At 33.4% G+C, this 24,033-nt stretch carries 20 protein-coding genes; all 20 read left to right on the plus strand.

Annotation, left to right across the window (positions count from 1 at the left end; translation table 11 throughout):
- The first annotated feature begins 822 nt into the window (after positions 1–822).
- The 20 genes from PI23P_RS06250 (at position 823) to wecB (ending at position 23,848) form a co-directional block, all read left to right on the plus strand.
- Positions 823–1,449, plus strand: a complete 627-nt coding sequence (locus PI23P_RS06250) for a DEAD/DEAH box helicase family protein (RefSeq protein ID WP_004569915.1) — start codon at positions 823–825, stop codon at positions 1,447–1,449.
- A complete protein-coding gene (locus tag PI23P_RS06255) occupies positions 1,430–1,999 on the plus strand; it encodes a DUF3871 family protein (protein WP_004569916.1) in 570 nt (189 codons plus the stop codon). Before PI23P_RS06250 ends, PI23P_RS06255 begins: the two co-directional genes overlap by 20 nt.
- Positions 2,000–2,250: 251 nt before the next feature.
- Positions 2,251–2,424 (plus strand): DUF3871 family protein, encoded by a 174-nt coding sequence (locus PI23P_RS12350; protein ID WP_238300042.1) that lies wholly within the window; start codon positions 2,251–2,253, stop codon positions 2,422–2,424.
- 742 nt (positions 2,425–3,166) lie between these two features.
- A complete protein-coding gene (locus PI23P_RS06265; protein WP_004569920.1) occupies positions 3,167–4,450 on the plus strand; it encodes a nucleotide sugar dehydrogenase in 1,284 nt (427 codons plus the stop codon).
- Positions 4,451–4,452: 2 nt separating this feature from the next.
- Positions 4,453–5,388 (plus strand): Gfo/Idh/MocA family protein, encoded by a 936-nt coding sequence (locus tag PI23P_RS06270; RefSeq protein ID WP_004569921.1) that lies wholly within the window; start codon positions 4,453–4,455, stop codon positions 5,386–5,388.
- Positions 5,389–5,427: 39 nt separating this feature from the next.
- Positions 5,428–5,853, plus strand: coding sequence for an adenylyltransferase/cytidyltransferase family protein (locus tag PI23P_RS06275; protein WP_004569922.1), 426 nt, complete (start codon positions 5,428–5,430; stop codon positions 5,851–5,853).
- A 6-nt stretch (positions 5,854–5,859) separates the two neighbouring features.
- On the plus strand, positions 5,860–6,282 hold the full coding sequence (locus tag PI23P_RS06280; protein ID WP_004569923.1) for an adenylyltransferase/cytidyltransferase family protein: 423 nt from the start codon (positions 5,860–5,862) through the stop codon (positions 6,280–6,282).
- Between the two features lie 91 nt (positions 6,283–6,373).
- Positions 6,374–7,696 (plus strand): UDP-glucose dehydrogenase family protein, encoded by a 1,323-nt coding sequence (locus PI23P_RS06285; RefSeq protein ID WP_004569924.1) that lies wholly within the window; start codon positions 6,374–6,376, stop codon positions 7,694–7,696.
- Positions 7,697–8,366: 670 nt separating this feature from the next.
- Positions 8,367–10,787 (plus strand): SLBB domain-containing protein, encoded by a 2,421-nt coding sequence (locus PI23P_RS06290; protein ID WP_004569925.1) that lies wholly within the window; start codon positions 8,367–8,369, stop codon positions 10,785–10,787.
- Positions 10,788–10,830: 43 nt separating this feature from the next.
- Positions 10,831–11,946: a Wzz/FepE/Etk N-terminal domain-containing protein gene (locus tag PI23P_RS06295; protein WP_004569926.1), complete on the plus strand. Its 1,116-nt coding sequence runs from the start codon at positions 10,831–10,833 to the stop codon at positions 11,944–11,946.
- 187 nt (positions 11,947–12,133) lie between these two features.
- Positions 12,134–13,084, plus strand: coding sequence for a GDP-L-fucose synthase family protein (locus PI23P_RS06300; protein ID WP_026288353.1), 951 nt, complete (start codon positions 12,134–12,136; stop codon positions 13,082–13,084).
- Between the two features lie 39 nt (positions 13,085–13,123).
- Positions 13,124–14,251, plus strand: coding sequence for a GDP-mannose 4,6-dehydratase (gene gmd, locus PI23P_RS06305; RefSeq protein ID WP_004569928.1), 1,128 nt, complete (start codon positions 13,124–13,126; stop codon positions 14,249–14,251).
- 232 nt (positions 14,252–14,483) lie between these two features.
- Positions 14,484–15,383, plus strand: a complete 900-nt coding sequence (locus tag PI23P_RS06310; RefSeq protein ID WP_004569929.1) for a WlaTC/HtrL family glycosyltransferase — start codon at positions 14,484–14,486, stop codon at positions 15,381–15,383.
- Positions 15,384–15,393: 10 nt separating this feature from the next.
- Positions 15,394–16,893, plus strand: a complete 1,500-nt coding sequence (locus tag PI23P_RS06315; RefSeq protein ID WP_004569930.1) for a polysaccharide biosynthesis protein — start codon at positions 15,394–15,396, stop codon at positions 16,891–16,893.
- A gap of 13 nt (positions 16,894–16,906) precedes the next feature.
- Positions 16,907–17,953 (plus strand): polysaccharide pyruvyl transferase family protein, encoded by a 1,047-nt coding sequence (locus PI23P_RS06320; RefSeq protein WP_004569931.1) that lies wholly within the window; start codon positions 16,907–16,909, stop codon positions 17,951–17,953.
- A 2-nt stretch (positions 17,954–17,955) separates the two neighbouring features.
- A complete protein-coding gene (locus tag PI23P_RS06325; protein WP_004569932.1) occupies positions 17,956–18,945 on the plus strand; it encodes a nitroreductase family protein in 990 nt (329 codons plus the stop codon).
- Between the two features lie 10 nt (positions 18,946–18,955).
- Positions 18,956–20,161: a glycosyltransferase family 4 protein gene (locus PI23P_RS06330; protein WP_004569933.1), complete on the plus strand. Its 1,206-nt coding sequence runs from the start codon at positions 18,956–18,958 to the stop codon at positions 20,159–20,161.
- Position 20,162: 1 nt separating this feature from the next.
- Positions 20,163–21,359 (plus strand): glycosyltransferase, encoded by a 1,197-nt coding sequence (locus PI23P_RS06335; RefSeq protein ID WP_238299988.1) that lies wholly within the window; start codon positions 20,163–20,165, stop codon positions 21,357–21,359.
- A 142-nt stretch (positions 21,360–21,501) separates the two neighbouring features.
- Positions 21,502–22,701 carry a UDP-N-acetyl-D-mannosamine dehydrogenase gene (gene wecC / locus PI23P_RS06340; RefSeq protein ID WP_004569935.1) on the plus strand — a complete coding sequence of 400 codons (1,200 nt, stop codon included), beginning with the start codon at positions 21,502–21,504 and terminating at the stop codon, positions 22,699–22,701.
- A 4-nt stretch (positions 22,702–22,705) separates the two neighbouring features.
- Positions 22,706–23,848 carry a non-hydrolyzing UDP-N-acetylglucosamine 2-epimerase gene (wecB, locus tag PI23P_RS06345; protein WP_004569936.1) on the plus strand — a complete coding sequence of 381 codons (1,143 nt, stop codon included), beginning with the start codon at positions 22,706–22,708 and terminating at the stop codon, positions 23,846–23,848.
- Positions 23,849–24,033: the final 185 nt, after the last annotated feature.

Genomic DNA, 24,033 nt, shown 5'->3' on the forward strand with positions numbered 1-24,033 from the left:
TAATTTTAAAATTGGGTCTACGGGGGTTTTGACTTCGCTCCGCTCAGGAATCTAACTTTAGTACACTTTTTAAATTTTGAGAGATAGGATGAACTTATCTCATAACTTAAAATTTAAAAGTATGACAAAGTACAAGAAATTTAAGAATTTAAAGACTGGAGAAAGTGAATTTTCTTTTAATGCAACCTTGCTTGAGGTAGAGAAGAATGTAATTTAAAATAGTAATGGCAAAACTACAAAATTGTAACGCAAGGGTTTCAATTACCAAATGGAGAAGATGTTCAGCGAACAGCAATCTGTTATGCTTCAAATTATGGTTATGGTGTTGAAGTAGGTAAAAACTATCTATGTAATCTGAGTTTTACTGAAGACGGAGAATCACAATTAAGCATGTCTCATCTCATGAATGCAGATAGGTCAAGTGCTGAGGACTACTTTGGCTTATTTCAAGTAACACAACAAGTAATTGATTGCGAGGTAGTACTTTAACCATGATGTCGTCTCGAATAAAGGGCTTATGCAATGGATGTGTAAGCCCTTTTCTTATTTAATAACAATTTAAAACATACCTATGGAAATACGTAAATCTGAAAGGAAACAAGCTAAAATTAAGTTAGTGCTGGAAGCGGTAAGACGTACTTTGCACTTCTATCAGCAAAAGGATTAACAGGAGGAGACTACACTAAAATAGCTATAATAGACACTGAGAATAAGTCAGCAGATTTATACGCACATCTGGGAGATTATAATGTGGTCTCAATGGAATAACCATATTCACTAGAAAGGTGTATAGAAGCTATTGGATTGCGAGAGAACGCAGGAATGGAGGTGATTATTCTGGATGGAATTTCGAAAATCTGGAACTATTTGTTAGAAACTCGTATTAATATGCCAGGGAATTCGTTTGCTAATTGGGCAAAGATAACTTCGATGCAAAATACATTTATTAATAAAGCCCTAAGCTCAGATGCTCATATTATCGCAACGACGAGGGTAAAACAAGATTCCGTACTTAATCAAAAAAATGGCAAGATGGTGCCTGAGAAGGTGGGGTTGAAAGCTATTCAAAGAAATGACCTTGATTACGAGTTTACGATTGTATTTGACATCGATACAGCAGATAGTGCTAAGGTCACCAAGTATAGAACTGGGGTATTTGTAAACGCACCAGAATTTAAAATTAGTTCTAATACAGGGAAAAAGATAAAAGCATGGTGCGGTGAAATTCATTGGAGGAATAGAGAAGAAACTCAGAGGGAGATAGGACAATGTATTGGTATAGAAGGGTTAAGGCATGTGTACGCGAAGTACCCCGATAGACAGGAAGCGTTAAAACCATTAATAACGGAAAGAAAGAAGACGTTGGAGACAGTTTCTTCCCAAGTATTGCCAAAGAATCAAATCATTCAACAATCTAAAATAAACCATAATGGAATTAGTAACAGTTAATCATATAGAAAATCAGTTGATTTCAAAAGAAGCGGTTTTGGTGTCAAGTGGAAACTTTATAGAAGTTAATACACAAAAAGTGTACTTACATTATTTAAAAACAGAATGCTTAACCCCTTTTTATTCGGACAACATGCCATCCATTTCTCATGCTGAGTTTATAAATGCTACATCTGAATTAGTCCATACTAAATTTCCCAATACAGAGGTTTTTCAGCTAAATATTAAGATTTCTCACACGATGCAAGTTAGGGTGGCTGCTGCTATAGGAAAGTCTATAACAGAGTTTACCCCTGAGGAAAAGTCAATATATTATCAAAGACTTGCATTTATGATTGAATTGCCAACTTTGACAGAAAAGATGAACAATAATAGTCTATCCCAAGTTGTAGGTGGAGTTCGCGCATTAAACAAAGAAAATTTATTTAGCAACAGAGGTTTAGAACGATTCCAAGTTTTTATCGGTTTTAAGAATATTGTGTGTACCAATTTATGTATCAGCACTGATGGTTTAATTGCAGAGATTAGGGAATTAGTGTTGCTGAACTAAAACCAGAAGATTCACAAACTAATATCTTCATTCGATAAAGATCGGTTTTTAGGGAATATGGAGCGTATGAACAGGTTTCATTTGAATGAGTTGCAGTTTGCGCACACAATAGGAAAAATGAAGTTATCCTAATACCTAAATAAGACAGAAAAAGTTGGCAAGTTGGCACTGTTAATGAAGGATAACCCAATTAGCACGGTAGTAAAGAACTATTATGGGATGAAAATTTCTCTAGAAGTAATGAACGAGAGATTAATCTTTGGAGTTTTTACAACCTAATGACGGATGCCAACAAGCCGAGTTATATAGACTCAAACTTAGAGTGTAATGTCAATGCTTTTGAATTCATTTTTGGAATAGCGAATGCGATGCAAAACCAAGAGCAGAATTGGTTTCTAGACCCAACGGTATACGATAATATATGATGGATAAAGACTGAGCAGAGCCTCTTGAACACAGCAATTCAGAATGGATTTATATAGTTCCTTGTAACAATTTGTTAAAGCAGTTGTTTACTCCTTTTGAGGTAGAAGTTATACGTTCGGTAAGTGCATTAGAGATAGGTCAAATAGTTTGGGTTTCTCAAGAGAAAGTTATTCCACAATTAAAAACAGTGTACATTATTAAAGGGAAGGCCTACTATTTTTTACACTTCGATATTATAGTTGATCAACCATGAGTTTATGTTGTATATTAAATGACTAAATTTTTGAGACTTTTCCTCCTTTATCAAAGAAATCCTAAAAAAAGAGAATTCCAGTTGGAGAAGTAAAAATTGCAGTTGCAATAGCGGTCTTTCAGGGCTGCACGACTGCCTTTTTAGGCAGGAAGTGTATCCTATCGTTTTCTATCCTTTTTGTAGAGCGATACACAAGATACGGTACTCGGGAAAGGGATGTCATCAAAACCACAGCGCACACAAATGGGCTGCAAGCAAAGGCTACAATCCACTTTTAAAATTCCCAAAATAGCAAAGCGGGGGATCTCCTGCAAAAGTTCTTGCAAATACGCAAGAAACCATTAACTTTGCTTTGACATGATTTTTAAGACCTGTGTTGTTTGCGCAGGTGCAGCCTTTATAGCAAAGGGGTTCTCTGTGGAGATTTTCCTTTTTGCAGCGTCAAAAATTACCAAAGTCAGCACGTATTCGCTGCTAGAAATAAAGAAATGAAAGAGATAAAAATTGCCGTTATCGGTTTGGGATATGTTGGTTTGCCATTGGCAAGATTGTTTGCAACAAAATATGCCGTTATTGGTTTTGATATCAATACACAAAGAGTCGCAGCGTTGATGGCAGGCACAGATAGTACTTTAGAAGTAGCGTCGGAGGTTTTAAAAGCAGTGTTGGTTGCAGAACCTAATGCCGACAAAGGATTGTTTTGTACTGCACAAATTGCAGCGATAAAAGATTGTAATTATTACATTATTACCATGCCTACCCCGGTAGACAAAAACAACATTCCTGTGCTCACGCATTTGCTAGAAGCGAGTAAAACGGTGGGAGCAGTGCTTCAAAAAGGAGACATCGTTATTTACGAATCCACGGTATATCCCGGAGCCACTGAGGAAGACTGCATTCCTGTTTTGGAAGCAGTTTCTGGTTTGGTTTTCAATACAGATTTTTTTGCAGGCTATTCGCCAGAACGCATCAATCCCGGAGACAAGATAAATACCATCGATAAAATTTTAAAAATTACCTCAGGATCAACTCCTGCTATCGGTAAAAAAGTAGATGCCCTCTATGCCTCAGTAATTACAGCAGGTACACATTTGGCGCCTTCCATTAAAGTCGCAGAGGCCGCAAAGGTGATTGAGAATTCCCAGCGCGACATAAATATTGCGTTTGTAAACGAGCTGGCAAAAATATTTAATTTAATGGACATCAACATCCATGAGGTACTAGCGGCGGCAGGGACAAAATGGAATTTTTTGCCTTTTAAACCGGGTTTGGTTGGAGGGCATTGTATTGGTGTAGATCCCTATTATTTGGCACACAAAGCAAAGGAGTATGGCTATCACCCCGAAATTATTTTAGCGGGGAGAAGAGTCAATGACAGCATGGGGCCTTTTGTTGCTGCTGAAGTTGCAAAATTAATGATTAAGAATGCGATTGAAGTTAGAGATGCGGAGGTATTGGTCTTGGGAATTACTTTTAAAGAAAATTGTTCGGATGTGCGGAATACCAAAGCCGTAGATGTGGTAAATGAACTGGCAGACTTTGGGACAAAAGTAACCATCTATGACCCTTGTGCAAACCCCAAAGAACTTAAAAAAGAATACAATTTAGTTTCTCAGAAAACGGTGCCAAAGAAGAAGTTTGATGCCATTGTGCTCACCGTTTCCCATAAAGAATTTGAAAAGATAGATTTAAAGGCCTTGAAAAAAGAGCATACTGTTGTGTATGATGTAAAAAACTTTTTCAATCCCAAAGAAGTACACAAAACCTTATAAAGATGAAGAACTTTGCATTGATGGGCGCCGCAGGGTATATTGCTCCCAAACACCTAAAAGCGATTAAAGAGACCAACAATCATCTAATTGCGGCCTTAGATAAGTTCGACTCTGTGGGAATTATGGACCGCTATTTTCCAAACGCCAATTTTTTTACGGAATTTGAGCGTTTTGACCGTCACATCGAAAAGTTGAAGAGAAATGAAGGAGTCCCCCTCGATTATGTAAGTATTTGTACTCCAAATTACCTGCACGATTCGCATATTAGAATGGCCTTACGCAGTGGTGCACATGCCATTTGTGAAAAACCAATTGTATTAAATCCTTGGAATATTGATGCTTTGGCAGCGATCGAAAAGGAATCTCAGGGCAATATCAATACCATTCTTCAATTGCGTTTGCACGCTGCAATTATCGATTTGAAAAAAAAGGTAGACGCCACCGAGAAAAAGGGGAAATATGAGATTGATTTGACGTACATTACTCCCAGAGGGAAGTGGTATGACGCTTCTTGGAAAGGAGAGGAATCAAAATCTGGAGGCATCGCCACCAATATTGGAGTGCATTTTTACGACATGCTTTCTTGGGTTTTTGGAAGGGTACAAGAGAATGCAGTGCATTTGAGAACTCCACACAAAGCAGCAGGTTATTTAGAGTTTGAAAATGCGCGCGTGCGTTGGTTTTTGTCCATTGACGCAGCAGATCTTCCGCAGGAAGTGCAAGAAAAGCAACAAAGAACTTTCAGAGCCATTACCATCGACAGCCAGGAATTGGAATTTAGCGATGGCTTTACCGAATTACACACCCTTAGTTATCAAAAAATATTACAACACCAAGGTTTTGGATTGGAAGTGGTGCGTCCCTCTATTGAGATTGTGCACGACATTCGGAATGCTGAGATAAGCAACGAAGGGTATAAACACCCATTTTTGAACTAAAAAAATAGTCTATATTTGCTTTCAATCAAGTGTGAAAAAATGAAGAAAAAGGCAATTATTGTTTCGGGATATTTTAATCCAATACATAAAGGGCATCTGGAGTATTTTAACCACGCGAAAGCGCTGGCAGATGCACTTTTTGTAATCGTGAATAACGACGCACAAAGAGTCTTAAAAGGATCCAAAGAGTTTCAAAAAGAAGCAGAGCGCTTGTTTATCGTTCAAAATATAAAAGCAGTAGACGAGGCTATTATTTCTATTGACCAAGACCGTACAGTTTGTGCCTCTATTCGCGCTATTTTTGACGCTTATGGTGAAGAATACCAGCTGGGTTTTGCCAATGGAGGTGACCAAAATAACAGTTCGATACCCGAAGCGCCTATTTGCTCCGAATTAAAAATTGAACTCATTGATGGTTTGGGAGGAAAAATACAATCTTCCTCTTGGTTGCTTGATAAAAAATAAAAAAATATGAAAATTGGAATTACTTTTAGTGCTTTTGATCTTTTGCATGCGGGACATATAAAAATGCTAGAGGATGCAAAGAGGCAATGCGATTATTTGATTTGTGCCTTACAAACAGATCCTACTATAGACCGTCCAGAAAAAAACAACCCTGTTCAGTCTGTTGTAGAACGCTACATTCAGCTGAAAGGATGTAAATATGTAGATGAGATTGTTCCTTATGCTACAGAGCAGGACTTAGAAGACGTGCTGCGCTCTTTTAGAATTGACGTGCGCATTTTAGGAGATGAGTACGCTACTAAAAATTTTACAGGAAGAGCTTATTGTGAAGAAAAAGGAATCGACTTGTATTTTAACAAGAGAGAGCACCGATTTTCTAGCAGTGGTTTGCGAAAAGAAGTGCAGGAGAAAGAAAATTTAAACAGATAAAAGTAATTTGAATTGCGCTAGAAAGTCTAGAAATCTTGAATAGAGTCAGTACTGCATTTGAAAGGCAAGTGGCTGTTTAAAAAAGAAATAAATGAATATTACAGTGGTAGGTTCTGGGTATGTAGGACTGGTCTCTGGTGCTTGTTTTTCAGAAATGGGAAATACAGTGACCTGTGTAGACATTGATAGCGAGAGAATTCAAAATTTAAAAGCGGGCATTTTGCCTATTTTTGAGCCAGGTCTGGAAGCCATGGTTTTGAAGAATACCAAAAATAAAACCCTTTTTTTTACAACAGACTTAGCGGTAGGGATGCAATTGGCATCCATTATTTTTATTGCTGTGGGTACACCGATGGATGCGGATGGTGCTGCCGATTTACAATTTGTTTTGGCGGTGGCCAAGGCCATTGGTCAAAACTTAGAAAAAAAAGTGGTGGTGGTAAACAAGTCTACAGTGCCTGTGGGGACCGCAGACAAAGTGAAAGCTACCATTCAGCAAGCGCTTGCTCTAAGAGGTCTTTCCATTGACTTTGATGTGGTTTCAAATCCTGAGTTTTTAAAAGAAGGAGATGCGATTGCAGATTTTATGAAGCCCGATCGGGTAGTGATTGGTGCGGCATCAGAAGCGGCCTTTGCTGCGATGAAGCAATTGTATTCGCCGTTTTTTAGAACGCATGATCGTTTTATTACCATGGACATTCGATCCGCAGAAATGACAAAATATGCAGCAAATGCCATGTTGGCCACTAAAATTTCGTTTATGAATGAAATTGCGAATATTTGTGAACGTGTGGGTGCAGATGTCAATCAAGTGCGCATTGGGATTGGTTCTGACAACAGAATTGGGTACAGTTTTATTTATCCAGGTGCGGGATATGGAGGTGCCTGCTTTCCAAAAGATGTGCAAGCACTGCAACAGATGGCGCAAGAACAGGGGTACAATGCGCATCTAATCGCAGCTGTAGCTTCGGTGAATGATGCCCAGAAATTCGTAATTTCTAATAAAGTTATTCAAAGATTTGGAGAAGATTTAACAGGACTTACTTTTGGGGTGTGGGGATTGGCATTCAAGCCAGGAACGGACGACATGCGGGAAGCTGCGGCAATTTATACGATCAAAGCGCTGGTTGCTCGGGGAGCGACAATAAAAGCATACGATCCTAAGGCCATGCGAGAAGCAAAAGAATACTATTTAAAAGACATTGCAGAAGTGGTCTACTGTGATGTAAAATACGATGTGTTAAAAGAGGCAACGGCACTTATTCTCTTAACAGAATGGAAAGAGTTCCGCTCTCCAGATTTTGAAGAAATTAAGATGCACTTAAAATTACCAATTATTTTTGATGGCAGGAATCAGTACAATGCTTTTCAGTTAGAAAAAAAGGGAATTGAATATTATCAAATAGGAAAATAAAAGGAACTTTAAAGATGCGAGGATACCTCGTGCAGGACAGCGTGAAATGTTCGCGTCCGAAGACTGGTGGGTTTTGGAGAAAAAGAATGCGTATTAACTGGGGGAAACAGGTGTTAGAAACTAGTACAATCTGGCTCATTTAGAGCAAAGTATTTGAGCACTGCCAGACAGGGAGATGATACATCACATTTGCAGTGGGACAACATAACACTCTAGTGCCTAGCGTGGTTTGTGTATTTTTCGACTGCCTAGGAAAGAACTTTCTCTAATAAAGGTATTTTAGGAATTTTATAAGAAAGGAGCTTGAATTTGTGAGAAGTACGATAGCAGCATCGGTGTTTGAGTAGTTTGTGCACAACAACCAGCGGTAAAAAGTGGCAAAGCATACAAATGTCTTACAGAGGTAAAAGTGCAATATTATGGTAAGCTGTCTTTAAACAGAATTGCTGCTTAAAAGAACTTTTTTTTAAAGAAGAATTTTTTGTTTTTTGGTAGAAAAATTACAAATGAAAACAGGTTTTTTTTGCGATGTATAGATACATTTCGTTATAAATCAATAGTTTATATTTTTATTTACAGCTACGGTTATTTCAACTATTTTATTTTACTGTGCTTCATAAATTAGTATATTTGCAGCGATCAGGAAAAATAATTTTTATCACAAAGAAAAATGAAAAAGAACAGACAAACATACCTTTTAGTGCTTTTAGTGTTTTTTACGAGTATCGTATTTTCACAGGATATTAGTAGTATTAAAGACATCGATGTGAATGCTTTGTCAGATGAAGAAATAGCCTCTTATTGGTCAAGGGTGCAGAAAAAAGGCTATACCATGGAGCAGGTAGAGGTCTTGGGGAAAGCACAAGGGGTATCCGCATCAAAATTAGCAGATTTTAAAAGAAGAGTAAATGCTTTGGTGTCTAACAAACCAATAGCGGCAGCAGTTATAGAAGAGGGAGAAAAGGAGTTACTTGGAAACGAACCTTATGGTTTGAAAGAAGGGGAGCTTTTTGAAGAAAATTCTCCTGAGCCATTGCTTTTTGGCTATGATTTCTTTAACAACGCTAAAATTTCCTTTGCACCCGCCGTCAACATTGCAGTTCCTGAAAATTACCAAATAGGTCCAGGAGACGAAATTATGATTGATTTATGGGGAGCCTCAGAAATAACCTATAATGCAACGGTAAATAACGCGGGTAGCATTCAAATTAAGGGCATTGGCTTTATCTTTATTAATGGCTTTACCTTAGAAAACGCAAGCAAAAAAATAAGATCGAAATTAAAGAGCAAACACGCAGGGATTGCAGCCCCCAGCAACAGTTATAATAAAATAAATACCAACATCACCGTTTCTAAAATTAGAACCGTGCAGGTAAATATTATTGGGGAAGTAAAAGTGCCAGGAACTTATGCGTTAAATTCTTTGTCTACAGTACTAAATGCCTTGTATGTGGCTGGCGGTCCTACCAAAATGGGAACTTTTAGAGCGGTTAAATTGGTGCGTGCAAACAAGGTGGTTGCGGTTTTAGACATCTATAGCTATTTGTTGTTTGGAACGCAAGAGGGGAACTTGAAACTACAAGACCAGGATGTACTATTAGTAGGGCCTTATCTAAATTTAGTTTCTGTGGAAGGTGCTGTTAAAAGACCCGGTTTGTACGAGTTAAAGGAGGGGCAGACACTTTTTGATTTAGTGAAGTATTTTGGAGGTTTTACACCAAAAGCATACACGAGTTTATTGGTTATAGAACGTTTAAATGGGACTCGAAAAGAAGTGAAAGAGGTGGTGTTAAAAGAGGCTTCTAGTTTTCAAATGCAGGCTGGAGATAAGTTAGTGGTGCAAGAAATATTAGACACCTTTGAGAATAAAGTTGTTTTAGAAGGTGAAGTCTTTCGGGCGGGTGATTACGAATTGACGAACAACATGGATTTAAAAATGCTTTTAACGAAGGCTGAAGGTGTGACACCAGATGCTTTTTTACCAAGAGGACTGTTGGTAAGAACAGAGAAGGGGGCGAATAAAGAGAACATTGCCTTTTCCGTTGAAGCGGTTTTAAAAGGAGAAGTCAAGATTCTTTTGAACGCGCGAGACCAGGTTCGAATTTTCAATAAAAAGGAACTAAGAGAAGAAAGAACCATTTCAATTTCGGGCGCTGTGAATACCCCGCAAACCATCGATTTTATTGAAAAATTACAAATAGAAGATGTGATTGCAATGTCTGGAGGTCTACAAGAAGGTGCAGATCCTGAAGTGATCAGTGTTTCAAGAAGACTTAAAGACGGGAGTTTTGCATCCTTAAGCCAAATATTTGCAGTGTCCTCAGAGAGAAACTTGTCGCTCAATAATGGAAATCCGTTTTATTTAGCCCCCTTTGACATTGTAAATGTTCGATACGAAAAAGGATATCGTGCACAGGAAAGTGTTGTTGTAAAGGGTGAGGTTAAATATGAAGGAGATTATATTTTAGAGAGTAAAAACGAGCGCATTTCAGATCTAATAAAAAGGGCTGGAGGTCTAACCGATTTTGCAGACATCAAAGGAGCTGCACTAATCCGTAAAATAAAGGAAAAAAAAACCAAGGAGATTTTAAAGAATATTGCGAATAGCGAAGGAGATAATTTGGATGTGGAGGCTTTGCAGGAAATGGAGGAGACGGCTACAGAATTTAAAATTGGAATTGATTTGGTAAGCATTTTAAGCAACAAAGGGTCTGAAATTGACATGTTCTTAAGAGAAGGGGATGTCTTGATGATTCCTGCCAAAAGTCAAACGGTAGAGGTTTTAGGAATTGTTTTAAGACCCTCTTTGGTTTTGTTTAAGGAAGGCCAGTCTTTGAGAACTTATATTGAAAAATCAGGGGGCTTTGGAGAAACGGCAAAAAAATCAAAAATTTATGTGTCTTATGCAAATGGGGATATCAAAACAGTACGCAATTTCTTTTTTTACAAACGGTACCCTAAATTGGCGCCAGGGGCAACTATTTTTGTGCCAGCCAAACCAGAAAAAGCAAAGATGTCTACAGCGGAAATCTTGGGGATTACAAGTTCAATTGCGACCTTAGGAATTCTAATTCAAACCATGCTAAGATAGTTTTTTGACAGTTCAACTAGAATACCAATAGAATTAAAAGCAGATGATACAAGAAAATAAAAATATACCACTAACTGGAGATGACAGCATCGATATCATCGCTTTATTAAAAGAATTTTGGAATGCACGTAGATCAATTTTAAAAATAACGTTGGTATTTGCTTTTTTGGGATTGTTTGTAGCAATTTTTTCAAAGAATGAGTACACAGCTTCTACTACCTTTGTGCCTTTGGTACAGGGAAAGTCTTCTGGAGGAAGTTTGGGGAGTTTAGCATCTTTGGCAGGAATCAATCTAGGCGGAGGTGGGAGTAGTGACGAAATTTCACCAGAATTGTATCCACTAATAGTAAACAGCATTCCTTTTCAGTTAGAACTTTTAAATACGCAGTTAACTATTGAAGGGCAAGAGCAGCTTGTATCTTACCAATATTATTACGAAAACATATATAGTCCAGGAGTATTGCATATTATTAAAAAATATACATTGGGCTTGCCAAGTCTATTAATTTCATTTTTGAAATCTGATGCAGAAATCATTGAGAAAAATACACTTGATAAGGAAAATGAAATTATTTCTATTAGTCAAACAGAAAGTGTTTTAATTAAGAGTTTAAAAGCACAGCTAGGTTTAAGTGTAAATGCGAAGGAGGGTTATATCTCTATTTCAGTAACTTTACCAGAAGCCAAAGCAAGTGCAGAATTAGCACTAAAAGCTCAAATTACTTTGCAGGACTATGCTTTAAATTTCAAGACGCAGAAGTCGATTGCTCAATTAAATTATATTAAGGAGCGTTATGCAGAAAAAAAAGATGAGTTCAATTCAGTTAAATTTACACTCGCGCGTTTTCAAGACCAGAATAACGGGATTAATACTTCACTGGGTAGAACAAAATTATTGCAATTACAATCTGATTATGATCTTGCTTTCTCTGTGTTTTCTGAATTGGCGAAAAAATTAGAAACGCAACAATTGCAGGTAAAAAAAGACACCCCTTTATTTACAGTCTTAAAACCGGTAAGCATTCCATCAGAAAAGTCAGGGCCTAAAAGAGCGATAATTCTAATCGTGTATTTATTTTTAGGTTTTGTCATTAGTTTAGGTGCTATTTTAGGAAAGAAATATTTAAAGAGTTTAAAAGCAGAGTGGGCTTTGAAATAAGCAATGTTGTATTATGTTATTCAAAAATCAAAATAATTTGTCTTTAAAGATTAAAAGGTGAGACTGGGTTTTTTATAAACAGCAAAAAGTTTTGCTGCGTTCAGTGATATCGAATTCATTAAAAAAACGAATATTTTTACAATAGAAAATAGACTACCGTCAGTAGCTTAGAAAAAAAAATAAATTGATTACAAAATATACTAAAATATATATAGCTGGACACAGAGGCATGGTAGGCTCTGCTGTTTGGAGAGCTTTAGAACAGAAGGGGTACTCCAATTTGTTAGGTAAAACAAGTGAGCAATTAGATTTAAGAAATCAGCAGGCTGTTAATGATTTTTACAATCATGAACAGCCAGAAGTAGTGATTGATGCGGCAGCAAAAGTTGGGGGCATACTTGCCAATAATAATTTTCCGTATCAATTTTTAATGGAAAATCTGCAAATTCAAAATAATTTAATAGATGGTGCTCATACGGCAGGTATTGATAAATTTATTTTTTTAGGAAGTTCATGTATCTACCCGAAGTTTGCTCAACAGCCGCTAAAAGAAGAATATTTATTGACAGATTCATTAGAACCTACTAATGAGTGGTATTCCATTGCAAAAATTACTGGAGTAAAAGCATGTCAAGCGATTCGAAAACAATTTAATAAAGACTATGTAAGCTTAATGCCGACAAATTTGTTTGGCTATTTTGATAATTTCGATTTAGAAACATCACATGTATTGCCAGCGATGCTGCGTAAATTTCATGAAGCAAAACAAAATGATAATGCTGATGTTGTTTTATGGGGAAGTGGAAAACCCATGCGAGAGTTTCTATTTGTAGATGATATGGCAGAAGCAGTTGTATATGCTTTAGAAAATGAATTGCCAGAATATTTATACAATGTGGGTTCAGGTAAAGATATTACCATTAAGGAATTGGCAAAAACCATTCAAAAGGTAACAGGGCATCAAGGAGAAATTATATGGGACTCCTCAAAACCAGACGGAACACCAAGAAAATTGATGGATGTTTCTAAAATGAAAAATGTTGGCTGGGAATATAGCACAGCGTTTAAAGAAGGAATTGAAAAAACCTATGCATGGTTTTTAGAGAATATAGAGGATATTAAGGAAGTGAGATTGTGATTTCGTCTATTGTAGACAGTTTAACTGAAATAAAATAATATGAAAGTAGCTTTAATCACGGGGATTACGGGACAAGATGGTTCTTATTTAGCAGAGTTGTTGTTAGGTAAAGGATATATGGTGCACGGTATTAAAAGAAGAGCATCGCTTTTTAACACTAATAGAATTGATCATTTGTATCAAGACCCCCATGATCCAAATCAACGGTTAAAACTGCATTATGGAGATTTATCCGATGCAATGAATCTAACACGTATCATTCAAGAAACTCAACCCGATGAGATTTATAACTTAGGAGCGATGTCACATGTTGCGGTTTCCTTTGATACACCTGAGTATGTAGGTAATATTGACGGATTAGGAACTTTACGAATATTAGAGGCAGTGCGAATTTTGGGATTGGAAAAGAAAACAAGAATTTACCAAGCCTCCACTTCAGAATTGTATGGAGGGATGCCAGAAAATAAAAATGAGCGTGGTTTTTATGATGAATCTTCTCCTTTTTATCCACGCTCTCCTTATGGAGTTGCGAAAATATACGGGTTTTGGATTACCAAAAACTATCGTGAAGCATACAATATGTTCGCTTGTAATGGTATTTTATTCAATCACGAATCACCAAGGAGAGGAGAGACTTTTGTAACCCGGAAAATTACTCGTGCGGTATCAAAGATATCTTTAGGACTACAAGATAAATTCTATTTAGGAAATTTAGAAGCGAAACGTGATTGGGGTCACGCGAAAGATTATGTTCGAATGATGTGGATGATCTTGCAAGCGGATGAACCGGAAGACTGGGTAATTGCAACAGGAGTAACAACTACAGTTCGTGACTTTGTGCGTTTGGCTTTTATCGAAGTAGGGATCGAGGTAGAATTTAGAGGGGAAGGAGTAGATGAGAAAGCATATGTTTTATTGTGTAATCATAAAAATTTTCAATTAGAAATTGGGAAAGAAGTATTGTCTGTGGATCCATCTTATTTTCGACCAACAGAGGTTGATTTGTTAATTGGGGATCCTTCAAAGGCAAAGAACAAATTAGGCTGGGTGCCCGAATATGATTTAGCCTCTTTGGTCAAAGACATGATGCGGGGTGATGTTGATACCGCGAAAAAAGATGTGATTTTGTTAAAAGCGGGTCACGAAATATTGAGGCAGGCGGAGTAATTATTTTTAAAATCATCACTGTGAGTCGTGTTAGCGGTGTTAAGCAAAAAACGATGTTTTTGCAGTTTAATTAATAGAATAAAAGAAAAACTAGTATTAGCGAAAAAAGATACCCGAGCTAGTCGATAAAATATATTATGAAGTAGTTTAGGAAACAAACATAAAAGTATGACAATAAGAGGGGCCTTAAGAAAAAAAAGACTGGTCTGAGAACTTTAATAAAATAAACTACATGGAAAAAACAACTTTAATCACAGCATTTTTTGATATTGGTAGGAGAGATTTTAAAGAAATCCCTCGGTCAAATGATAAATACCATGATTATTTTAAATTTTGGGCGAGATTAAAAAACAACCTAATAATTTATACCGATGAAACTAATTATAAACTAATTAAAAGTATAAGATCTGAATTTGGTTTAGAAGAAAAAACAACTATTATAATTATTGATAATATTTTTGATATTAAACCTAATATCTATAAAAGATTAATCGAAATAGAGAATGATAAATACTTTAAAAATTTTAGAGAAAAGGACAATGCAACTTCAAATTCAGGAAGGTATAATTATTTAATGTTATTGAAATCGTGGTTTATTCAAGATGCTGTTTCTAGAAATTTGACTGAAACTAATACGGCATGGATAGACTATGGGTTTAATCATGGAGGTAAAGTATTTAATAATCCAAATGATTTTGATTTTGAATGGTCTCCAACAAATGTAAAGAAAATAAATATGTATTATCTTGATAAGATTGATCAAAGACCTATTTTTGAAATTGTGAAAAGATTAGAAGACTGTATTATGGGACCACTAATATTAATGCCAAGCGAAATGACTGAAAGATTTTATAATATGAATCTTGAATCTATGCAAATACTAAATAGTATTGGTCTAATGGACGATGATCAATTAATTATGTTATTTTCTTATAGAAGAAATCCAACTTATTTTAATATTATAAAGAGTAATTGGTTTCTAGGTTTAAGTCATTTTAACGGTGGACATTTATCAATAAAAAAAGAAAAAAAACAGAATGTTACAAAAATATTTGCTATTAAATTATATGGGTCATTGATGAAAAAATATAAACTAATTTGTTATCTAAGCAAAAATTATAGTAGTCATTAATAGTATCACGATGAATAGTAGAATTAAAAATCTTATTTATAATAATAGTGCTCAGGGCATTTTTCAATTAATAACAATATTAGTAGGTTTTTATTTGACAAGATTTATTATACTGAATTTTGGTTCAGAACTAAATGGCCTTATGTTATCAATAAACCAAATTCTTAATTATTTTGCTTTAGTAGAAGGAGGGATTAGCGGAAGTATCGTCTACGCATTATACAAACCACTTTATGACAACGATAAAATTAGTATTAACAAACTATTAGGTACATCAAAATCATATTTAACCAAAGCAGGTTTTACATTCCTTTTTTTTACAATAATATATATATTATTAAGCGCATACCTGGTAAACAAATCTAGTTTAAATAATATTGATTTATTATTTTTTATAACAATATTATCGATTCCAATGTTTATTAGAATGTTTTATATATCTAAATATAGAACAATATTGATAGCAGATAAAAAAGAATATATACTATCGCTAACTTCTATAATATTTGTTATTTGTAATTTTTTAATAATTTTAATATCGACAAATGTTGGATATGATCTAATTGTAGTTAAGTTATTTGCAATTATGGCCACAATTATTCAATTAATAATTCTGTATATTTTATTTAACAGTATCTACCCAGACTATAATTTTAAGTCGACTGAGATTTTAGATTCCATTAGAAATAGAAATGATGTAATGTGGAATCAAATAATTACAGGTTTAATATTCGGTTTACCAATTTTTATTGCTTCAATTTTTTTAGATTTTAAAACCGTAAGTGTACTGTCTATTTACTTACTGTTAATTAATGCAGTATCTTCATTTATAAGTGTTTTATCAAATAACATTGTACCTCATTTAGGAGAAACCATAGCTGCAAATAAAAATAAATTAGTAAAAAAAATGTTCGAGAAGTATGAATATTATTATTTTATGATACTGACATTTTCGTTTAGCTGCACAGCTTTATTAATTCAACCATTTCTTAAGTTGTACACAAACTCAATGGAAGATACTAATTATATAAAGACAGATATTATTTTATTATGTTTATTATTAGGAATTTTAAATCTAATTAAATCAACCCGAAGTGCAATTATGCAAGCAGATGGTCAGTTTAAAAAAACAAAAAACCATTTGATTATACAAATAATAAGCGCTATTGCTCTTTGTCTAATTCTAACTGAAATATATGGTTTATTTGGGTTGTTATCAGGGTTAATTATATCTCAAGTAATAAGAATTTTTCTAATATTTACATATACTAGTAAAAAATACAAATTTATCAACAAAAAAAACACTTTTATATATATTATAATACTTGCTATAATAGTATTCACGTCTTACATTTTAACTTTTTATTTACCTGCACAATTTTCAAATTATCTAGATTTCATAGGATATAGTATAGTTGTTTTTGTAGTTAATCTGTTTTTTGTATTTATAATTTTTGAGTACTTAAATAGCTATTCATCAATAAAAACTATAATTAGATTTTTAAAATAAAAAACATCTTAATATGTGTAAAAAAATAGGGATTTTAACCTTTCCAACAGTAGTTAATCATGGTGCATATTTACAGGTTTTTGCACTTTGGAAACATCTCCAAAATGAAGGGCATTCTGTAGAGGTTATTAATTACAGAAACGAAATTCATTTAAAGAATGAATATAAAGCTCTCTTTGTCAAAAAAAATGTGAGTAATATTCCGATAAATATAAGAAGATTTTTTAAGTTCAAAAAAGCTCAAAAAAGATTTGGGATGAAGAAGCTTACAACGAAAGTTGGAAACCTTGATAAATCTGATTTTGATATTGTGATTGTTGGTGCAGATATCGTTTGGAATTACTCAACACCTTTTGTAGGGCACGATCCCATCTATTTTGGTAAAGGTTTAGAAGATAAAAACTTAATTTCTTATGCTGCTAGTATGGGGAATTCAGATGTGAATAAACAGATCCCTATATACGTTATGGAAGGATTAGAAACTTTTTCTTGTATTTCAGTTAGAGATCAAAATTCTTCAACGATTTTAAAAAAAGTAAAATTTGAGAGTGAAATAGTTTTAGACCCATGTTTGATATTTGACTATACTGCGTTTGAAATAATACCTAAAATCGAAGATAAATACATACTTGTTTATGCATTTGAGCATACAGAAAAAGACATATCAGAAATTGTGAAATTTTCAAAGGCTAATTCTTTGAAAATTATTTCAATCGGTTTTAATAAAAAATATAGCTGGAGTGACGAGAACATAATGGTACTTGATCCTTTAGAGTTTTTAGGATATTACAGCAATGCTTCTTATGTTTTTACAAGTACTTTTCATGGAACTTTATTTGCTATAAAGTATAACAAAAAGTTTGCCGTAAGAATGAATTTTACGATCGAAAGAAAAGTAAATACGATTCTAAAAGAATTGAAATTAGAAGGCCAAGTAATAAACGCTAGTTTAATTGACTGTTGGAACAATGAGATTGATTATTCTTTTGCCAATAAAATAATGAATAAAAAAATTAGTGACTCTAAATCATTTTTAGAGAGATCTTTAAAAATAGTATAATTTTGATTAAAAAAATCATTCCGTCAGTATTTGATAAATTTCTGAGATATTCTAGAGCTTTTAAAGCGTTTTATCCTAGCTTTTACTATGACCTACATCGGTTTTCAAAGTATAGTATAAAGAATACATATCCAAGTAAGCATACACAGCTTACTGCAAAAATAATCTCTTTATATCATGTAATTGAAAAAGGTTTAATTATGCCTGATAGAAGATTAGGGTATGGTAAAGATAGAATCGAACTTTTGATTACGCTTTTAAAACAGTATAAGGAATCATACAGTTGTGGGCTAAGTGTGCATTATAACTCTGCGTTAAAAGTTTTACAAACATATATCGACATTCATAAGGATTCAACGATTAATGTAGATTATATTGTAATTTTTTTGAAAAACGAATCACGGCTTGAGAAAGCTAGCGGAGGTTCTTTTGAGTTAAAAAAAGAGGTATTTAAAGAAAAATCAAAAGGTGATTTTGAGGATTTAGTATCAATTAGAAAAAGTATCAGAAACTTCAGTAAAGAATCAGTATCTCTAGATACTATTTATGATGCGATAAAGATAGCTCAAAACTCACCATCTACTTGCAATAGGCAGTCATCAAGAGTGTACCTCTTTAGTGAGAAAGTTAAAATAATGCAGGTCTTAAAATTACAAGAAGGATCTAGAGGGTTTGATCATAAAATTGATAAACTTTTAATGATCGGATACGATATTGAAGCATACCAAGGTTCTGGAGATAGATATAGTGGTTATATTGATGCTAGTTTGTTTGCTATGAGTTTGTTGTATGCATTAACATACAAAGGGCTAGGTTCTGTGTCACTCAATTGGAGTAAGTCTAAGGAGAAAGATATTAATTTAAGAAAGGTAATAAACATTAAAGAGTCTCATAATATTGTGTTTTTTATAGGGGTAGGGAATTTGAATGATAAAACGGATATTGCTGTATCTACAAGACATAATTTGGACGATATTCTTTTAGAATTATAATTTTTTTTAAATGAGAAAAAAAGTTATTATAATCACAAACGGTACTTTGCCAGTTCCTGCCATTTTTGGAGGAGCCGCAGAGAACTTAACTCAAGTTTTATTAGAGATCAATGAAGACTTTAATGATTTTGATTTTACTGTTTTCAGCATTGGTAAAAATAAAATAAAATCTAAAGAATTTTTAGCTTTCAAGAACACTAATTTTGTTTTTATTAACGAAGACTCTTTTTTTTTTAAGTTAAATAAAATTGTAAAATATTTACTTAATAAAAAATTCAATAATCGTTTCCCTAATCAGTTTTTAAGCACTGTTCTTAAATATAAGAAGGAATTGAAAAATGCAGATTTAATTTTAATATCTAATAATCCATATTATGGGAAGCATTTAAAAGAAATTGTTAGTTGCCCTATTTATTTACACCTCCACAATGATTACATTAATGCAAATCAGGGTGATGATAAAATTAGACTTTTAAATTATTTTGATAAAGTAATTGGAGTTAGTAATTTTATAAAAAAGAGCGTTTTAAAAGTAACACCTAAAAGTTGTAAAGTAAGTTATGTTTATAATGGAATAGATTTAAATAGGTTTACTTTGTTTAATGAAGTTTTAGAAAGTTATTTAAAAAAGAAATACAATTTAAATAAAGAGGATACTGTTTTTATTTATTCAGGAAGAATGCAAGAGTCCAAAGGAATTGTTTTTTTACTAGAGTCTTTTTTAACATTATTAAAAAAACACAAAAACATAAAATTATTATTTGTTGGAGGTACAGTATATTATAACAGTAAAATAAATGAAGTTACTAAGAATCTTATAAGACGTGTTGAATCATCTTTAGCTTCCGAACATGTTTTTTTTACTGGTTTTGTAGATTATAAATATATGCACCATTATTATAAAATTTCCAATGTAGCAGTTTTACCATCTATTGAAACAGAAGCGTTTGGGTTAACTTCTATTGAATCGCAGGCTGCAGGTTTACCTGTTATAGTATCTGATGTAGGTGGAATGTCAGAAACGATCAATAAAGACTGCGGTTTTATAGTAAATGTTACTGGGGATTTAAAGTCTCAACTTGTCCATTTTATGGATAAGCTAATAGAAGACGAAACACTAAGAAAAGAAATGTCTAAGAAGGCTTTGTTAAATGCACAAAAATTCTCTAATTCTTTTTTTTATAAACAGATAAAATCAGAGTTAAATGAGCTATAAGATGAATTTATTATTTATATATACATCGGAAATTATTCCTCAAGAGGGAGGTGTACAGAGAGTTACTAAAGTATTGTCTGATTATTTTAAATCCCAAAGCATTAATGTTTTTTATATATCACAGCATAAAAAATCTAAACCTTCAAAAGAATTAAGCAGCCATTATTTTTTGCCAGACTCTAATTTAAGTACTATTGAAAATATTAATTTTTTAAAAAACATAGTATCAAATAAGGAGATAGATGTTATTATCAATCAAGCTGCTTTAGGTGGTTATATGGCTTCTTTCTGCGATAAGGCAAAACTGGTTAGAAACGTAAAAATAATTTCTGTAATACATAATTCCTTATTAGGAAATGTAGAGAATTTATCAACTTCCAATAAAAAAATCTTTAATAAGGTACCCTTATCTGCATTTTCGTTTCTTTTAGACACAGTTTTTTTTAAGATATTTTTACTAGGTGTTTACAAACTAAAATATAAATTGAAATACCTTAATTTATATAATTTAAGTGATAAAGTGGTGTTGCTATCTGATAATTATTTTAAAGAATTAAAATTTTTTGTAAAGAAGGCAGATAAAAATAAAGTAATAAGTATCGCTAATCCTTGTACTATTCAGAGTCCTCTAGATACTGAATTAGCTTATAAAGAAAATGAATTACTGTATGTTGGACGAATTAATACGAGTCAAAAAAGAGTGGATTTATTACTCGATATCTGGGACAAAACACATAAGTCTTTTCCTAATTGGAGATTAACTATTGTTGGTGATGGAGAGGAGTTAATTTCGCTTAAACATTTGTCTAAGAAAATGAATTTAGAAAGGATTCATTTTTTAGGCCATAAAGATCCAACACCATATTATACGACTGCAAAAATACTATGTATGACTTCATCTTTTGAAGGTTTACCTTTAGTATTAGCAGAAGCTCATAACTTTAATGTAATTCCAATTCTATTTGATAGTTTTCCATCAGCAACAGATATAATCAAAGAAGGTAAAAATGGGTTTTTGATAAAACCTTTTGATTTAGATGCTTATGCAGTTCAACTTGGGAAATTGATGACTGATTACAATAACTTAAGTCCTTCTTTAAATGAACAATGTGCTATTAGTGCCAAAAAGTTTTCACTTGATAGGATAGGCAATAAATGGTTAAATTTATTTGAAGACTTAAAAGGTAATAGATCATGAAACAGTTTGTGTTTTATATACAACTATGTTGTTCTGTATGAATGTTGAATAAAAAACAATTTATTTAAAATCAAAATAGAGAGATTATAATTAAACTAATTAGAGCTATTGTATATTCAACGATGGTAGTAAAAAAAATAATATGAAAGCAGTTTTTATGGGGTTAGGCTATATAGGCTTACCAACAGCAGCAGTTGCTGCAAGTAAAGGAATAGAAGTAATAGGTGTAGATGTAAATCTCGAAGTTGTTGACACAATAAATAAAGGGAAAATTCATATTGTAGAACCTGATTTAGACAAAGTTGTAAAAGAGGTTGTGGAAAAAGGTTTGTTAAAAGCATCTCTAATGCCAGAAGAAGCTGATGCTTTTTTTATTGTGGTACCAACTCCTTTTAAACAAAATAAAAGAGCAGATATCTCCTATGTAGAATCTGCAACTCGTATGGTAATTCCTTTTTTAAAAGAAGGTGATTTATACGTTATAGAATCAACGTCACCGGTTATGACAACTGAAAAAATGGCAGAATTAATTTTTACAGAGCGACCTGAGTTAAAAGATAAAATATACATCGCTTATTGTCCGGAAAGAGTACTTCCAGGAAATGTGTTATTTGAATTAGAAAATAATGACAGAGTAATTGGTGGTATTAATGATGCTTCTTCAGAAAAAGCAATACTATTTTATAAACAATTTGTAAATGGAGACTTACACAAAACCAATGCTCGTACAGCAGAGATGTGTAAATTAACAGAAAATTCTTCTAGAGATGCACAAATTGCGTTTGCGAACGAATTATCAATGATTTGTGATACTGCGGGGATTAACGTTTGGGAATTGATTTCTTTAGCTAATAAACACCCTAGGGTAAATATATTACAACCAGGTTGTGGTGTTGGAGGACATTGTATTGCTGTTGATCCTTGGTTTATTGTTTCTGAGTTTCCAGAACAGGCCCAGATTATTAAAAGAGTTAGAGAAACAAATGATTATAAAGCAGATTGGTGTGCTAATAAAGTTATAGAAGCTTGTCAATATTTTGCTAATAAAGAAGGTAAAGATCCGGTAGTAGCTTGTATGGGGTTAGCTTTTAAACCAAACATAGATGATTTAAGAGAGTCTCCGGCAAAATACATTGCTGCAAGAATTATTTCAGAAGCAAGAGCTCAAGTGTTAGTGGTAGAGCCTAATATAGAAAGTCATAGCAGTTTTAACTTAATACCCTACAAAAAAGCGTATTATAAGGCTGATATTGTAGTTTGGTTGGTAAGTCATAATGAGTTTTTAGAGATGCCAATTACAGAAAACAAAATAGAGTTAGATTTTTGCGGAGTTAGAAAATAAAGATATGAAAAAAATAATGTTAGTATTCGGAACCAGACCGGAAGCAATAAAAATGGCTCCATTGGTAAAAGAATTTCAAAAATATCCTAATCAATTTGAAACAATTGTTTGTGTCACTGGGCAACATAGAGAAATGTTGGATCAAGTATTAAGTTTGTTTAAAATTGTACCTGATTATGATTTAAATATAATGAAACATGGTCAAGATTTATATGAGATTACTTCGCGTGTGCTGTTAGGAATGAAAGAAATACTTACTAAAACTGTACCAGATTTGGTTTTAGTACATGGAGATACAACTACTTCTACAGCTACTTCTTTGGCTGCTTTTTACCAAAGAATAGAAGTTGGTCATATAGAAGCAGGTTTAAGAACTAATGATATTTATAGTCCTTGGCCAGAAGAAATGAACAGACAGATAACAGGTAGAATTGCTAATTTTCATTTTGCTCCTACAGAACTAAGTAAAGCTAATTTACTAAAAGAAGGGGTTTCAGAATCTAACATTTTAGTAACTGGAAATACGGTTATAGATTCGTTGTATTATGTAATCGATATAATGAATAAGGATAAGGAAACAGCTACGAAGGTTGGAGATTTAATTGAAAGTGCAGGGTACACAAACTTAGAAGCAGGGAAAAATAAAAAAGTACTAATTACGGGTCATAGACGTGAAAATTTTGGAGATGGTTTTTTAAATATCTGCAAAGCTATTAAAGAATTATCTATAAAATACCCAGAGGTAGATTTTATATACCCAATGCATTTAAACCCAAATGTACGTAAACCTATTAACGAAGTCTTTAATGATGAAACACCAAACAATGTTTATTTTATAGAGCCTTTAGACTATTTACCTTTTGTATATTTATTAACTAAGTCGGATATCGTATTAACAGATAGCGGAGGTATACAGGAAGAAGCACCTGGTTTAGGTAAGCCAGTATTAGTAATGCGTAATACTACAGAAAGACCAGAAGCTTTAGAAGCAGGAACGGTAAAATTAGTTGGAACAAGTACTGAAAAGATCGTATTTCAAGTTTCAAAACTTATAGAAAATAAAGCATATTATAATAAAATGAGTAAAGCTCAAAATCCTTATGGCGATGGAAAGGCTTGTGGTAGAATTATTAAACGTTTAAAATAGATTGGATGCATTATGGCGAAATTAAAAGTAATAAGTTTAACAAATTGTTTTTTAGAATATAGGTTACCAGTTTTATTCAATAGCTTTCTGTCGGCAGTGGATATAATTAGTGATCGTGAAAACGGTTTTCTAACAAAACCTTTTGATGTAGATGCTTATATAACTAAACTATCAGAATTAATTTT

The sequence above is a fragment of the Polaribacter irgensii 23-P genome, from assembly GCF_000153225.1.
GTDB classification, from domain to species: domain Bacteria; phylum Bacteroidota; class Bacteroidia; order Flavobacteriales; family Flavobacteriaceae; genus Polaribacter; species Polaribacter irgensii.